This window comes from Streptomyces sp. NPDC004721 (assembly GCF_053601495.1).
Genome location: NZ_JBSGBZ010000068.1, coordinates 22945 through 36955, shown reverse-complemented (window position 1 = coordinate 36955; position 14011 = coordinate 22945). Strand labels below are relative to the sequence as shown.

General features: G+C 68.5%; 11 protein-coding genes, 1 tRNA gene and 3 pseudogenes. 9 read left to right on the top strand and 6 right to left on the bottom strand.

Annotated elements, in window-relative coordinates:
- Nucleotides 1-243: 243 nt before the first annotated feature.
- A complete protein-coding gene (locus ACWEK3_RS36465) occupies nucleotides 244-975 on the bottom strand; it encodes a TioE family transcriptional regulator (protein WP_453251660.1) in 732 nt (243 codons plus the stop codon).
- Between the two features lie 58 nt (nucleotides 976-1033).
- On the opposite strand from ACWEK3_RS36465, the gene ACWEK3_RS36460 reads away from it, so the two are divergent.
- Together ACWEK3_RS36460 and ACWEK3_RS36455 are read left to right on the top strand one after the other, a co-directional pair.
- On the top strand, nucleotides 1034-2230 hold the full coding sequence (locus tag ACWEK3_RS36460; RefSeq protein WP_453251659.1) for an erythromycin esterase family protein: 1197 nt from the start codon (nucleotides 1034-1036) through the stop codon (nucleotides 2228-2230).
- A gap of 32 nt (nucleotides 2231-2262) precedes the next feature.
- The gene (locus ACWEK3_RS36455) at nucleotides 2263-2433 is read left to right on the top strand and encodes a hypothetical protein (protein ID WP_453251658.1); all 171 of its coding nucleotides are present in this window, start codon (nucleotides 2263-2265) and stop codon (nucleotides 2431-2433) included.
- 144 nt (nucleotides 2434-2577) lie between these two features.
- On the opposite strand, the gene ACWEK3_RS36450 is transcribed toward ACWEK3_RS36455, so the two are convergent.
- Genes ACWEK3_RS36450 through ACWEK3_RS36440 form a run of 3 tightly spaced genes read right to left on the bottom strand, consistent with a single transcriptional unit; the run spans nucleotide 2578 to nucleotide 5059 of the window.
- On the bottom strand, nucleotides 2578-3372 hold the full coding sequence (locus tag ACWEK3_RS36450; protein ID WP_453251657.1) for an amino acid ABC transporter ATP-binding protein: 795 nt from the start codon (nucleotides 3370-3372) through the stop codon (nucleotides 2578-2580).
- Nucleotides 3369-4214, bottom strand: coding sequence for an amino acid ABC transporter permease (locus ACWEK3_RS36445; RefSeq protein ID WP_453251656.1), 846 nt, complete (start codon nucleotides 4212-4214; stop codon nucleotides 3369-3371). The genes ACWEK3_RS36450 and ACWEK3_RS36445 overlap by 4 nt, the downstream gene beginning before the upstream one ends.
- Nucleotides 4211-5059 carry a transporter substrate-binding domain-containing protein gene (locus ACWEK3_RS36440; protein WP_453251655.1) on the bottom strand — a complete coding sequence of 283 codons (849 nt, stop codon included), beginning with the start codon at nucleotides 5057-5059 and terminating at the stop codon, nucleotides 4211-4213. The genes ACWEK3_RS36445 and ACWEK3_RS36440 overlap by 4 nt, the downstream gene beginning before the upstream one ends.
- 551 nt (nucleotides 5060-5610) lie before the next feature.
- Between ACWEK3_RS36440 and ACWEK3_RS36435 the strand changes: the two are divergent.
- Nucleotides 5611-5760: pseudogene (locus tag ACWEK3_RS36435) on the top strand (NAD(P)-dependent alcohol dehydrogenase); the annotation flags it as partial.
- Nucleotides 5747-6787 (top strand): annotated as a pseudogene (locus ACWEK3_RS36430) (penicillin-binding transpeptidase domain-containing protein); the annotation flags it as partial. The pseudogenes ACWEK3_RS36435 and ACWEK3_RS36430, both read left to right, overlap by 14 nt.
- Nucleotides 6788-7423: 636 nt before the next feature.
- On the opposite strand, the gene ligA reads toward ACWEK3_RS36430, so the two are convergent.
- Nucleotides 7424-9502 carry an NAD-dependent DNA ligase LigA gene (ligA, locus tag ACWEK3_RS36425; protein WP_453251654.1) on the bottom strand — a complete coding sequence of 693 codons (2079 nt, stop codon included), beginning with the start codon at nucleotides 9500-9502 and terminating at the stop codon, nucleotides 7424-7426.
- 625 nt (nucleotides 9503-10127) lie between these two features.
- On the opposite strand from ligA, the gene ACWEK3_RS36420 reads away from it, so the two are divergent.
- Nucleotides 10128-11933 (top strand): multicopper oxidase family protein, encoded by a 1806-nt coding sequence (locus tag ACWEK3_RS36420; protein ID WP_453251653.1) that lies wholly within the window; start codon nucleotides 10128-10130, stop codon nucleotides 11931-11933.
- A gap of 95 nt (nucleotides 11934-12028) precedes the next feature.
- Here ACWEK3_RS36420 and ACWEK3_RS36415 read toward each other — a convergent pair whose 3' ends face one another.
- Nucleotides 12029-12283: a hypothetical protein gene (locus ACWEK3_RS36415; protein ID WP_450544768.1), complete on the bottom strand. Its 255-nt coding sequence runs from the start codon at nucleotides 12281-12283 to the stop codon at nucleotides 12029-12031.
- 47 nt (nucleotides 12284-12330) lie between these two features.
- Between ACWEK3_RS36415 and ACWEK3_RS36410 the strand changes: the two are divergent.
- From ACWEK3_RS36410 to ACWEK3_RS36395, 4 genes and pseudogenes are all read left to right on the top strand, one after another.
- A pseudogene (locus tag ACWEK3_RS36410) lies at nucleotides 12331-12508 on the top strand (ISAzo13 family transposase); the annotation flags it as partial.
- A 224-nt stretch (nucleotides 12509-12732) separates the two neighbouring features.
- Nucleotides 12733-12933, top strand: a complete 201-nt coding sequence (locus ACWEK3_RS36405) for a cold-shock protein (RefSeq protein WP_361413043.1) — start codon at nucleotides 12733-12735, stop codon at nucleotides 12931-12933.
- A gap of 47 nt (nucleotides 12934-12980) precedes the next feature.
- A tRNA-Met gene (locus ACWEK3_RS36400) sits at nucleotides 12981-13057 on the top strand.
- Between the two features lie 228 nt (nucleotides 13058-13285).
- Nucleotides 13286-14011: an alpha/beta fold hydrolase gene (locus ACWEK3_RS36395; RefSeq protein WP_450544766.1), complete on the top strand. Its 726-nt coding sequence runs from the start codon at nucleotides 13286-13288 to the stop codon at nucleotides 14009-14011.

Sequence of the window (14011 nt, the reverse complement as noted above, 5' to 3'; positions counted from 1 at the left end):
AAGGGAGCGAGGGAAACCGCCCCCACGTCCCCGGACCACGGACAGGATCCGTGCGCGCCGGACGCGGAGCGAACGCGGTGGACCAGAACACCCAAAACCGTTCGGGGTGTTCGGCTGAGCACGAGTTCTGGCAACAGGACTCACTCCCCCTCAGTCTCTAGGAACGGTCTGTTTCACCGGTACCGTGGCACGCCCGGGAATGTCTGCCCTCGGAGTCTCTTTTCTCAACCGACGGCCGTAGTCTCATCCCTGCTTGCGGAGGTACGCCTCCAGCTCGGCGGCCCCGGTCAGCATTGCCTGCCCGCGGGCGGACAGCCGGCCGTGCCAGTCGCTCAGGGCGGCCTCCAGTGGCTCCAGCCCTCCGGCCGCCCGTACCTGGGCGATCAGCGGGGCGATCTGCTCCAGCAGGTAGCCGCCGCGCCTGAGTTGGTGGGCCAGCCGGGCGTCCCGTACGTCGGCCTCGTCGTAGACGCGGTACCCGGTCCGCGGGTCGCGGCGTGGGCGCACCAGCCCGGCACGCTCCCATGCGCGCAGCGTCGCGGGCCGGATGCCGAGCTTTTCCGCCAGCGGTCCGATGAACGTGCCGCCGGGCCCGGACACCCCGGCCTGCTCGGACGCCGTGGTGGACCCCAGGTCACGGAGGGCGCTCTCCACGGCCCGGAGGGTTCGCCGGTCGTCGAGGAGCTGAGCGTGGCTTTCGTCGATGAGACGGAACGCCTCGTCGGTCGCGCCCTCGTTCACCGCCCGCATGATCGACGTCGCCGTCCGGTGGCCGTGGCCGGGCACCAGGGCAAGAAACGCGTGCAGGGCCCCCGCGTGCAGCGAGGTATAGGTGCGGTAGCCGTGGGGTGTGCGACCGGCGGCCGGGAGGATGCCGGCTTCCTCGTAGTTCCTGATTGCCTGGGTGGACAGACCGTGCCAGCGTGCCAGATCAACCGGCCTGAGCCGCTCACCGTTTTGAGAGTTTCTCCCCATGAGCCGGACGATATCGAGGAAAAGTTTCAACCGAGAGATCAACGATACCGTTGAAGGCATGGCTACTGACATCAAGGACACCGCCCATGCCGTCGAGGCGGCAGCCGTCATGAGGCTGCTCCCGGCCCGGCCGCGGCTGCTCGCCCTGGGCGAGCCGACCCACGGCGAGGACGCTCTGCTCGCCCTGCGCAACGAGCTCTTCCAGGAACTCGTCGAGCAGGAGGGGTACCGGACGATCGCGATCGAGAGCGACTGCCTGAAGGGCCTGGTCGTGGACGACCACGTCACCTCGGGAACGGGCACCCTCGACGAGGCCATGGAACGCGGATTCAGCCACGGCTGGGGCACCTTTGCGGCCAACCGCGAGCTGGTGCGCTGGATGCGCGCCTACAACGACGGCCGGCCCGAGTCCGAGCGGCTCCGCTTCACCGGTTTCGACGGCCCCCTGGAAATCACCGGCGCCGCGAGCCCCCGGCAGGCCCTCACCGCACTCCACAACTACCTCTCAGACCGGGTGGACGCGGACCTGCTCCCCTGCACCGGGGAAACGCTCGACCGCCTGCTCGGTGCCGACGACCTGTGGACCGATCCCGCCGCGATGATGGACCCGGCGCACTCCGTGGGGCAGTCGGCCGAGGCCGGACAGCTACGGCTGCTCGCCGACGATCTGGTGGCGCTGCTCGACGCGCAGACACCCCACCTGCTCGCGACCACCTCGCAAGACGACTGGGACCGGGCACGCCTGTACGGGCGCACTGCCACCGGCCTGCTGCGCTACCACTACTGGATGGCCGACACCTCACCGGCCCGTATGACACGGCTGTGCGCGCTGCGGGATGTGATGATGGCCCACAACCTCCTCGCCGTCGCCGCTCGCGGCCCGGCGCTCGTCCACGCCCACAACTCCCACCTCCAGCGGGAGAAGAGCACGATGCAGATGTGGCAGGGGCCGGTGGAGTGGTGGAGCGCCGGTGCGCTGGTGAGCGCCCAACTCGGCGAGGAGTACGCCTTCGTGGCCACGGCTCTCGGCACCATCCGGCACCAGGGCGTGGACGCCCCGCCCGCGGACACTGTCGAAGGGATCCTGTACGCGTTTCCGGAGGACCGCTGCGTCATCGACGCCCCGCGACTGGCCACCGCCCTCGGCGACACGCCGCCCGCGCCCCGCGTATCCCCCTGGTTCGGCTACTCCCCACTCGACCCGGCCCAACTTGCGGACAGCGAAGCGATCGTGTTCGTCAAGGACGTCCCATAGACATAGCGCTACGGCTTCGGCTCGTCAGGGGGATGCTGTGCGAGCAGGAGGCCAAGCAGCCGGAGGGGGCGCGGCCGCTGCGGGTGAGCCGGAAGGCGGCCCACCAGTGGCGTGTGCAGAGCCTGCCCGTCCGTCAGCCGAGCGACCAGATGCCGGTCCAGGTCATCGCCGAAAGCGTCGAGGAGCACGCTGAACTGGCTTGACCCGGCTGGGATCTCCACCGCCCAGGCGTCGGATCCGGCCGTCGACCACCCACAGCTCGTCGCGGCCTCCTGCGGTCCGACGATCATCCGTCCCGTCAGATGCAGCACCGCGCGATCGCTCGTGTACCGCACCTTGATTCGGTGCTACCTGCTGCCGCCCGTCCGGTCCGCCTTCTCCTCCTCGACCTGCGCCTTCGCGGGGTCCAGGAGCCGGGACAGAAAGTGTCGGGTCCGTTCATGAGAGGGGTTCCCGATGACCCGGTCCGGTGTGCCGTCCTCGACGATCACCCCGCCGTCCATGAAGACGACCCGGTCGGCGACCTCCCGCGCGAAGCTCATCTCATGGGTGACGACCATCATCGTCATGCCCTCGTCGGCGAGCATGCGCATCACGGCGAGGACGTCGCCCACCAGCTCGGGGTCGAGCGCGGAGGTCGGCTCGTCGAAGAGCATCACCTCGGGGCCCATGGCGAGCGCGCGGGCGATGGCGACACGCTGCTGCTGACCGCCGGAGAGGGAGGAGGGATAGGCGTCCGCCTTCTCGGACAGGCCCACGCGCTCCAGGTTCTCGGCGGCGATCTCCGCGGCCCGCGCCTTGCTCCGCCGAAGGACCCGGCGCTGTGGCAGTGTGAGGTTCTCGGTCACCGTGAGGTGCGGGAAGAGGTTGAACTGCTGGAACACCATGCCGATACGGCGGCGTACGGCGTCGATGTCCACATCGGGGTCGGTCACCTCGGTGCCGCCGACGAAGACCTGTCCCTCGGTGGGCTCCTCCAGGAGGTTCACACAGCGCAGCAGGGTCGACTTGCCGGAGCCGGAGGGGCCGATGACACAGACCACCTCGCCCTGGCCGATCTCCAGATCGATGCCGCGCAGCACCTCGTTGTCCCCGAAGGACTTGTGCAGGCCGCGGACGAGTATCTCGGGGACAGTGCTCACTTGACGGCTCCCTGGGCCTTGGCCTCCATGCGACGCACCACGAATCCGAGCGGGATCGTGACCAGCAGATAGCACAGGCCCGCGACCAGGATCGGTGTGGAGTTGGCGGTCTGGCTGGCCAGATCCCGGCCGAACTTGGACAGTTCGCGCTCCTCCAGCGTGACGCCGAGGAACAGCACCAGCGAGGAGTCCTTGAAGAGCAGGACCAGTTCGTTGGTGAGCGGCGGAAGGATGATCCGGAACGCCTGCGGAACGATGATGGAGATCATGGCCCGGGCCGATGAGAAGCCCAGCGAACGGGCCGCCTCCATCTGTCCCTTGGGCACGGCCTGGATGCCCGCGCGGATCGTCTCCGCCATGTACGCGGCCGAGACCAGTCCGAGCGCGAGGGCCACCTTGCCGTACGTTCCTCCGATGATCTCCGTGCCGGGGAAGGCCAGCGGCACGGCCACACCGACGAAGATGAAGATCAGCAGGGCGGGCAGACCGCGGAAGATCTCGATGTAGACCCCGGCGACCCAGCGGTAGGGGCCCACGGACGACAGCCGCATCAGCGCGATGACCATGCCGAGGACCAGCCCGACGACGAAGCCGGTCAGGGTGAACAGCACGGTGTTCTTCAGCGCCAGGGTGATGACGTCCGGGAACATCCGTTGCGCGATGTCCGCCTGCGCGAACTGGTTCCGCAGCCGGCCCCAGTCGGCCGTGGCCGCGAAGGCGATCACGGCGGCGACGAAGACGGCGTACTGAACGCCGCGCGAGAGCGTACGCCGCCGGCTCCGGGTCAGACGCCTGCTACGGGGCCGGACTTCGGCGCCGACGGTGCCGGTGGTGTCGCTCATGAGGCGGACGGCGAGGCGGCGGACGGGGTGTACGGGCCGATCCACTGCTCGTACAGCTTCTTGTAGGTCCCGTCGGCCTTCGCGTCCTTGATCGCCTTGTTGATCGCGGCGAGGAGTTCGGAGTTGCCCTTCTTCACCGTGAAGCCGTACTGCTCACCGGTGTCGAGGTTGCTGACCACCGTGAAGGCGTCGGCGTTGGCCTTGTCCTTGAGCCAGCCCTGGACCACCGGGTAGTCGATGACGACCCCCTGGACCTGTCCGGTGCGCAGGCCGTTGAGGACGGCGTCGGAGGACTCGAAGGAGACGGGGTCGAAGCCCTGCTTGCGCACATAGTCCTCTCCGGTGGTCTGCGCCTGGGCACCGAGCTTCTTGCCCTTGGCCTTCACATCGTCCAGGGACGTGATGCCGCTCTTCTTGTCGACCAGGACGGCCTGGGTGGCGTCGAAGTACGGGTCGGAGAAGTCGACGTTCTTCTTGCGCTCGGCGGTGATGGTCATGCCGGCGGCGGCCAGATCGCACTCGCCGGAGTTGAGGAACGCACCGGTCTTGAAGTTCTCGAAGGGCGTGTCGAGGATCTGCTGCTTCACCCCGAGGTCCTTGGCGACCAGGTCGATCAGGGAGACGTCGAAGCCCTGGACCTTGCCGTCGACCTCCGACTGGAAGGGCGGGTACGGCAGATGCGTGCAGGTCGTGAGTTGGCCCGCCTTGACGAGGCCGACCCCGCCGTCGGCCGACTTGCCCGTGCCGCCGCTGCCGCTCGATGTGCAGCCTGCCACGAGCACCGCCCCGGCCGTCGCGGTGATGGCGGCCAGGATGCGGACCCGGCGTCCGAGGAGCGTGTTCACGGGGGACCTCTCTGTGGGGGACGTGCGGATGCAGACTATAAGAAGATCTTTGACCCCCTCAAACAAGCCTGAGGCGTGGGTAATTCCCGGACCCGTACCGTCTTACGGGACGTCACCGGCCGGATGCGGAAGGATCCCGCCGGTCACCCTGGAGGCGGCCGCCGGCCGTGCGTACCGCATACAGGGATCAGCCGACGGCAAGCAGTGGATCGACCTGACGACCGGGCCGGCCCCGACGGGGGCGCGGGAGCCGCTCGTGATCGAGGGGCGTCCCCCGCCGAGTTGCGCGAACTGGCGCGTCGCTCCGCACCCGCCGCTCGCGGACGGCCGGGTCCGGGCGGCGCACGTGGACGGGTACCTGAGTCCGTGCAACACGCAACGGGCGCGAGACCCGTGTGACGCTGTACGGCGCGCAGCCCCACCGACGGTGCACGGCGTCCACTACCGGCCGCTGGCCATTGACGGCCGTACCGCGTACGCCCACCGTGCCCTCACCCGCGCGGCGGACATGTGCCGGTCGTGACGGTCGCGAGGAGACGGGGGGCAGGGCGATGAAGGCGGTGCTCCAGGAGCGGTTCGGGCCGCCGGACACCCTGCGGCTGCAGGAAGTCCACCGGCCCTGGGCCGGGGCCGGCCAGGTGCTGGTTCGTGTGCACGCCGCCGCGCTCAACCCCTACGACTGGCACAGGGGCCGTGGTGACCACGATCGACCCGCGGGCGCAGAAGGCGGCCTATAAGGGGCTGACCGGTCTGAAGGGTGCGCGGGGGGCTGTGGTCGCTCTGGATCCGAAGACCGGGAAGGTGCTGGCCCTGGCGTCGGCGCCGTCCTACGATCCGTCGGCGTTCGCGGGCAACACCTTCAAGGAGTCCGATAGGTTCGTGGCCCTGGACAAGGACAAGCGCAAGCCGCTGGCGAACCGGCCGCTGCGGGAGACCTATCCGCCCGGATCCACGTTCAAGATCCTCACGGCTGCCGCGGCCCTTGAGTACGGTGTGGTCACGGACATCGACGCCCCGAGCGAGGCGGATTCCCCCTACCAGCTGCCCCAGTCGACGAACCGGATCGGCAGCGAGGCCGGCGACGCGGTCTGCGGCAAGGCTTCCATGAAGACCGCGATGCAGTACTCCTGTAACAACGTCTTCCTCGACGCCGCCGCCAAGCTGGGGGAGGACCGGATGCGCGAGACGGCGGAGAAATTCGAGTTCAACACGGACGTTTACTCGCCGGACTTCGGAGACCTGCGTGCCACGAAGAGCATCTATCCGCAGGACCTGGACAAGCCAGGAACCGCTCTGACCGGCATGGGGCAAGGCAGCCTCCCCAGCACCCCCATGCAGATGGCCCTCGTCACCGCGGCACTGGCCAACGACGGCAAACTCATGCAGCCCTACATCGTCGACGAGATCCGCGGACCGGACCTGAGCACCCTGGAGAAGACCGAGCCGGCTGTCATGAGCCAGGCCGTCTCCGTCCCCACTGCCCAGAAGGTGCAGCAGATGATGGAGCACACCGCCCAAGAAGGCAGCGCCCAGCGCGCGCTGATCGACGGCATCGTTGTCGGCGGCAAGACCGGCACCGCGCAGCGAGGCGTGAACGTCGCGGATGAAGTGCCTTACGGCTGGTTCGTCTCCTACGGCAAAAGGCCTGACGGCGCCTCGGTTGCCGTCGCCGTGTTCATTGACCCCACCGGCATGGACATCTCCCGCCAGGACATCTCGGGCGGCTGACTCGGCGCTCCCATCGCCCGCAGCGTCATGAAGGCAGCGCTGCAGAAGCAGAGAGGCTCGCACCAGGCCGGGCATCCAAGCGGCCTGCTTTTCTCCATTCAGTGGCTTCGTTCATCTCAACGGACAGCGACGGTCGACCGGTTCCGGAGTCGGCTGTCGATCAGTCGGCTCGTGAACGTCGAAGAGAAATGACGGCACCGTCGAGTCCGTGAACAAGGACGGCCAGCCGCCCGTCAGCGGCTGGCCGTCGAGGCAGGTGGCGACAGGAGCGACGCATCCGGCCGGTGTGGTGCTACTGAAGGATTTGCAGACTCCAGGTGTCGGCCTCAGGACTGCGCCAGTAGAAGACGTTCGGCTGAACGGGGTCACATGTCACCAGCAGAATGTCTCCCTGGCCGAGTACGGCCTTCCGCTCGACTTGTGTCCCTCTAGCGGCAGAACCGCCTGATGTGCGCGCTCAGCGCAAGGACGTTCCCGCAGACGGCTGCCGCCTCGGACGACCAGCGCCCCGAGCGCTGGACCCTACCTGCAGCAGAAGGAGGGCCGCAGCCGGCATTTCGGCGCGGCTCGGTGGGCAATCAGTCCCACGCTGGGATGAAGGACCTTGATGCTGGGCGTCGGTCGTTCGTGGCGGTGTCAGGTGAGGTAGTCGGCGACGAGGGCGGCGAACTCGTCCGGTGTGGCGAGGCGGATGCCGAGGTCTTCGGCCTTGGCGCGCTTGGACCCGGCGTTGTCGCCGGCGACCACCAAGGTGGTCTTCTTCGACACGCTGGAGGAGGAGCGGCCTCCGGCCCGTTCGATGAGTTCGTTCATCTGGTTTCGGCTGAGCTGCTCCAGCGGTCCGGTCATCGTGCCCGTTGCCACGACCGTCATCCCCGTGAGCGGGCCGGCGGCCGGGGCACCGACGGTCCCGGTGTCCGCGTCGGAAGTTGATGGGGGAGTGGCGCCGGGCTCGGTCATGTTCACCCCGGCCGTGGCGAGTTTGTCGATCAGAGGGGCGAGCTCGGTAAGTTCGGCGACGATGGACGCTGCCTTCTCGGCGCCGATGCCTTCGACCGCCTGCAGCGCGTCGGCGTCGGCAGCCCGGATGCTGTCCATGGTGGCGAAGTGCCGGGCGATCCGCCGCGACATGGAGCGGCCCGTCCCACGGACGCCGAGGGCGCACAAGACCCGCGACAGCGGCTGCGTCTTGGCCGCTGCCAGCGCGGCGAGCAGGTTGTCGGTACTGGTTTCCCCCATCCGCTCCAGCGACAGGAGCTGGTCGCTCGTGAGGGTGAACAGGTCGGCGAGATCGGTGACCAGACCAGCGTCGACGAGTTGCACGACGCGCGTGGCGCCCAGGCCTTCGACGTCGAGCTGGTCGCGGCCCGCGGCGTAGGAGAGGGAAGCGACCAGGTGGCAGTTGCGGCCCTGCTCGCAGCGCCAGCGTTCCTCGCTGGTATCGATATCGGACCCGCACCGCGGGCACACCTCGGGGAACACGATCGGCTGTTCGGCGCCGGTACGCAGGTGGGCGACGGGGGCCTCTACGCGGGGGATGACATCGCCGGCACGGTGGACCATGACGTGGTCGCCCAGGCGCAGATCGCGGCGGGTGATGTCGGCCGGGTTGTGCAGCGTGGCGTAGGTGATGGTGGACCCGTCGATCTCGACCGGCTCCAGGACCCCGCGGGGGGCGATGATGCCCGTGCGGCCCACGTTCCACTCCACCGCGAGCAACCGGGTGATCTTCTCGACGGCGGGCAGCTTGTAGGCGATCGCCCAGCGCGGGGCCCGCGATCCGGACCCGGCGGCTTGCTGGTCGGCGGCCAGATCGGCCCTGACGACGATGCCATCGATACCGAACGGCAACTGGGCACGCAGCGCGGCGATCTTCTGCACACGAGCCAGGACCTGCTCGACCGTGTCGGCGGTGACGCCGGGCACGGCAGTGGCGGCCGTGGTGTTCACACCGAGCTCGGCGGCCCACGCCATGAGCTCACTGTGTGCGAGGGAGCCAAGCCGTGTGGCCACGTCGGCGTCGGTGTCGGGCGTCGGCAGCAGGCCGTAGCCGAAGAACGTCATCGGTACGGTGTAGGCGCGGTCCTTGGCACGCAGGGTGCCCGCCGCGGCGTTGCGCGGATTCGCGAACGGCTGCCCGCCATGTGCGGTGCGCACCTCGTTGGCGTGCTCGAACTGGGCGGTGGTCATCAGCACTTCGCCGCGTATCTCCACCGTGACCGGCTCGGTCAGTTCGTCGGGTAGGCCCTCGATGGTGCCGATCGCGTGCGAGACGTCTTCCCCGGCGATCCCGTCGCCCCGGGTGATCAGCCGGGTCAGCCGGCCCTGGGTGTAGCGGGCGGCGACGGCCAGCCCGTCGAGCTTCGGCTCCACGCTGAAGCGTTCCGCCTCATGACCGATCCGGCGGGCCAGCGAGGCCGCCCAGGCAGCGAACTGCTCCGGCGAGAACACGTTGTCCAGACTCAGCATCGCCACCGTGTGGGGAACATCGCCCTCAGCCGCGCCGCCGGCGACCTTCCCGGTCGGCGAGGCGGGCAGCGTCTGGTCGGGATGATCGGCCTCCCAGGCGGCGATGCCCCGCACCAGTTGGTCGTAGGCGTCGTCATCCAGGGGCGAGGTACCGCCCGCGTAGTAGGCGGCAGCGGCCTTCACCGCATCCTCGACCGCCTGCGCGTAGGCGGCGGCATCCACGATCTGCACAACGGGTGTCGTCATGCCCGCCATCCTGCCTGCCACCACTGACAACACCCTGTACGCGTGGTCGCGCCGACGCAGCGGAGGTCTGCTGGTACCGGATGATCTTGTGCCTGATCACCTGTGGGAGCGCGCCTTCACGGCGGGGGCGTCCAGCGTGCGAGTCAGCTCGTAGGAGAAGCCGCTGGCCGGGGTGGGCTGCCCACCGCGTCTGGCGGCGTGGAGCGAGACGCCGGGTTGCGGCATCACCCTTATGAACCAGAGCAGGACGTCCCCATCGAAACCCCCGGCAGGCTTCCCGCGCCCGTAGGCGCGCTCGACCCGCCGGCCGACAACGCCGTGACCGCGGCGTCAGCCCGTTCCGTGGCGGCCGGTGGCCGTCATGCGCATGCACCAGGGCGATGGGACGATAACCGGCAGTCGACCGCGAACGGGCACGCGCCCGCCGAGGGCCCGGCCCGGAGGCCACTGGCGCCGCGCTCCGATGACCTGAGTCGAGGTGAGAAGCCCAGTGATCAGCAGGAGGCTCGTGCTTCAGGCCACTCTGGCAGGCGGAACGTCTCTCTTTTCCGTTCCCGGTACGGTGATGCCGCGCGCTTCGCCGGCGGAAGCAGAAGTCCTTGATCCGGCGGTGATACGGAAGTACGTGGCCGAACTTGTGATACCGCCCGTCATGCCGCTGGACAGCCGGGCCGGCCGGGACATCTACACGATCGGCATCCGCCAGTTCCGGCAGCAGGTGCTTCCCCCGGGCATGCCGGCCACGACGGTATTCGGATACGGCTCGACCGGGCATCCCGAAACGTTCCACTATCCCGCGTTCACCATCGAAGCCCGGTTTGAACGAGCGGTCCAGGTCAGGTGGGTCAATCAACTCGTCGACACGAGCGGCGGATATCTGCCGCATCTGCTGCCGGTAGATCCCACACTCCACTGGGCGAACCCACCGGGTGGGGCCAAACAGCGGGACTCCCACACCATGTTCACCTCGACACCCGGGCCGTACGGTGGACCGGTTCCCGTCGTCACCCACCTGCACGGCGGGGCGAACACGGAGGAGAGCGACGGGTACGCCGAGGCTTGGTACCTGCCCGACGCGCAGGGCATTCCGCGCGGTTACGCCCGAGTCGGATCCTTCTACGAGGAGTTCGCGAAGAAGTCCGAGGCGAAGACCGGCGTGCCCTGGGGCCCGGGCGAGGCCGTCTTTCACTACGCCAACCGCGGCCGGGCCGCCACCCTGTGGTTCCACGACCACACCCTGGGCATCACCAGGCTGAACGTGTACGCCGGAATGGCGGGCTTCTACCTGTTGCGCGGCGGGCCGTCGGACCTGGGGGAAAGCGTCCTGCCCGGGCCCGCGCCGAGGCTCGGTGACCTGCCCGGCGCGCGCTACTACGAGATCCCCGTCGTCGTCCAGGACCGCTCGTTCCGCACCGACGGGACCCTGTTCTATCCGGCGAGCCGGGCGCTGTTCGACGGGTTCAAGGGCCCTTATGTGCCCGGCAGCGACATTCCGCCGATCTGGAACCCGGAGTACTTCGGCAACGCGATGGTCACCAACGGCAGGACCTGGCCGGTGCTGTCCGTGGAGCCGCGCCGCTACCGGTTCCGGTTCCTCAACGGCTGCAACTCACGCACCCTGATCCTGAAGATCGTCACTGACCGACTGGCCCGCAGGCCGGTACCGGCAAAGCTTCCCCTGTGGCAGGTCGGAAGCGACGGAGGCTTCCTGCCCGCACCCGTTCGGCGCGACCAGCTGCTGCTCGCCCCGGCCGAACGCGCCGACGTCGTCGTCGATTTCTCCTCGATCTCGGTCGGCACGGAGCTGTACCTGATCAACGAGGGACCGGACGCCGTGTTCGCGGGAGGCACGGTCGGGACCGGCTTCCCCGCGGCGAACCCGAAGACCACCGGACAGGTCATGAAGTTCGTGATCAAACCGCTCGTCGCGGCGGACACATCAACGCCTCCCGCACAGCTCACGCTGCCCCTCTTCGAGCCCCTCGGCGCAGCAGACCGCACCCGACAGGTGAGTCTCGGCGAGCTGGCCTCGGCCCGCGTGCCGGGCGTGAGTCCCCGCGAAGTTCTGCTCGGCGTCATCGGTCCGAACGGCAAACCGAGACTACTGGGATGGGCCGATCCCATCACGGAGAACCCCGTCGTGGGATCAACGGAGATCTGGGAGATCGTCAACCTGACGAAGGACGCCCACCCCATTCACATCCACGAGGTGCAGTTCCAGGTCGTCGACCGGCAGACGCTCCCGGCCGGTGGCCGTCGTTCCCCGGAGGCGTGGGAGCGCGGTTTCAAGGACACGGTGCTCGCCTATCCGCAGGAGACAACCCGGGTCAAGGTGCGCTTCGGCCAGACAGGCCGGTACATGTGGCACTGCCACCTCCTGGAACACGAGGACAACGAAATGATGCGTCCCCTGCGCGTGGGTCCAGCCTGACAGCCGACCAGAAGACCGCTCGAACCCGCCACCGTGGACGCACGGGACGTCCGGTGCCGGAGCGAGGCCCATCGGGCACGACGCCCCCGAATCGGCTACTCGTAGATCTGAGCCGCTGAGAGTTGCAGTGTCACGGATCGCCAGGTGACTGGCTCGAGTTGTGCGTGGAGCGGTGAGTCGGCGGCCACCCATGCGGCCCAGGAATCGAGCCAGTCGTACAGGGTGTCGTGTGCCCAACTGCCTCCGTCGCCGGCCCACTCACCACGGGCGCTCTTCGTCTGGTGTTCCCGTTGGTCCCGGGCGAAGTCGGTGGCGAGCGCCACATACAGGTCCGCGACAATAACAACCATACCCAGCATCCAAGACGGCTGCCGGAGTGCGGCTGACCGTTGTGATCGAGCGTCAGCGCCGACTGGCCCTAGGGACGGAGGCGCGGTCGCTGGGGCAGGGCGGGATCAGGATCGTCGCCGCTGCGGCCGGGGTCCGGGAGGACACGGTCTTGCGTGGGGTGGCTGAACTGGCATCCGATCAGGCTCCGTTGGGGCCGGGTCCGCCGAGTGGACGGAGGCCGGAAGAATGCCGGGCCAGCTGTAACCACAAGGTCCACACGTCGCGGACGGAAGACGGCATGCGTGCTGGCCCGTCATCGGTCGCGGATGTGATCTCGGCCGCTGGCAGGAAAGTCGGATAAACGGCACGCGTGCCGGGTAGGACGGACGCCGGGATGATCTCCACTGCGGAAGGCGCCCCCAGCACCCGCCCAGCCGGGCTCGCCCGGCGAGAAAGAAGGAGCAGCCAGATGGCCAGCGGCACTGTGAAGTGGTTCAACGCCGAGAAGGGATTCGGCTTCATCGCTCAGGACGGCGGGCCGGACGTCTTCGCGCACTACTCCAACATCTCCGGCACCGGGTACCGCGAGTTGGTAGAGGGCGAGAAGGTGACCTTCGACGTGACGCAGGGACAGAAGGGACCTCAGGCGGAGAACATCGTCCGCGGCTGACCTGCGCACACCCTGCCCTTCCTGGCGTGTATTGTTGCTGGTGCCGACGCGGGGTGGAGCAGCTCGGTAGCTCGCTGGGCTCATAACCCAGAGGTCGCAGGTTCAAATCCTGTCCCCGCTACCACACGAAAGGGCCCGGTTCCCGGGCCCTTTCGCATGCGTCCACGGGTGCGCGGCGGCGTCCGATCGACGTCGCAAACCCATAGTGGGGTGCCGTCCGGGGCGGACAGGAACTGGATGTTGCCGCCGAACGCCATGTGCTTCTGGCTGAACCACAGGTCAGACCTGTCCTACCAGGGGCTTCACGCCACTCCACAGGCCCAAGGAGAGACACTACGTAGACTCGCACGCAGTGCAGGGAGCATCCGACGGTGGAGGGTATGGTTCGGTGGCGACTTATGTATTAATCCACGCCGCGGCTGTTGACTCGTGGTACTGGGGGCCGCTGGCAGCCGAGTTGCGCGACCATGGTCACGAGGTGGTTGCACCGGACCTGCCGTGTGATGACGAGTCGGCCGGACTCGCGGAGTACGCCGACACGGTGGTCGAGGCGATCGGCGACCGGACCGATCTCGTCGTCGTCGCCCACTCGTTCGGCGGTTTCACCGGCCCGCTGGTGTGCGACCGGGTGTCGGCGGACCTGCTGGTCATGCTCCAGGCCCAGGTTCCGGCCCCCGGCGAGTCACCGGGTCAGTGGTGGGGCAACACCGGTTACGGGCCGGCCCGGCAGGAATCCGACCGCCACAGGGGCGTCCCGGAGGGGACCGAAGAAGACGTACTCTCCCTTGTGCTGCACGACACCCCGGCCGCCCTGGCCGCCGAGTTCATGGCGGAGCACCAGCGGAATCAGGCGCCGGCCCCGTTCGGGGATCCGTGGCCGCTGGCCGCGTGGCCGGAGGTGCCGACCAGGTTCCTGATGTCGTCCGACGACCGCTTCTTCCCTGCCGAGTTCATGCGAAGGATGGTCGCCGAGCGGCTCGGCTTCCAGCCGGACGAGATGCCCGGCGACCACTGCCCGATGCTCGGCCACCCGAAGGAGCTGGCCGACCGTCTGGAGGCGTACCGCGCCGCACGGTGA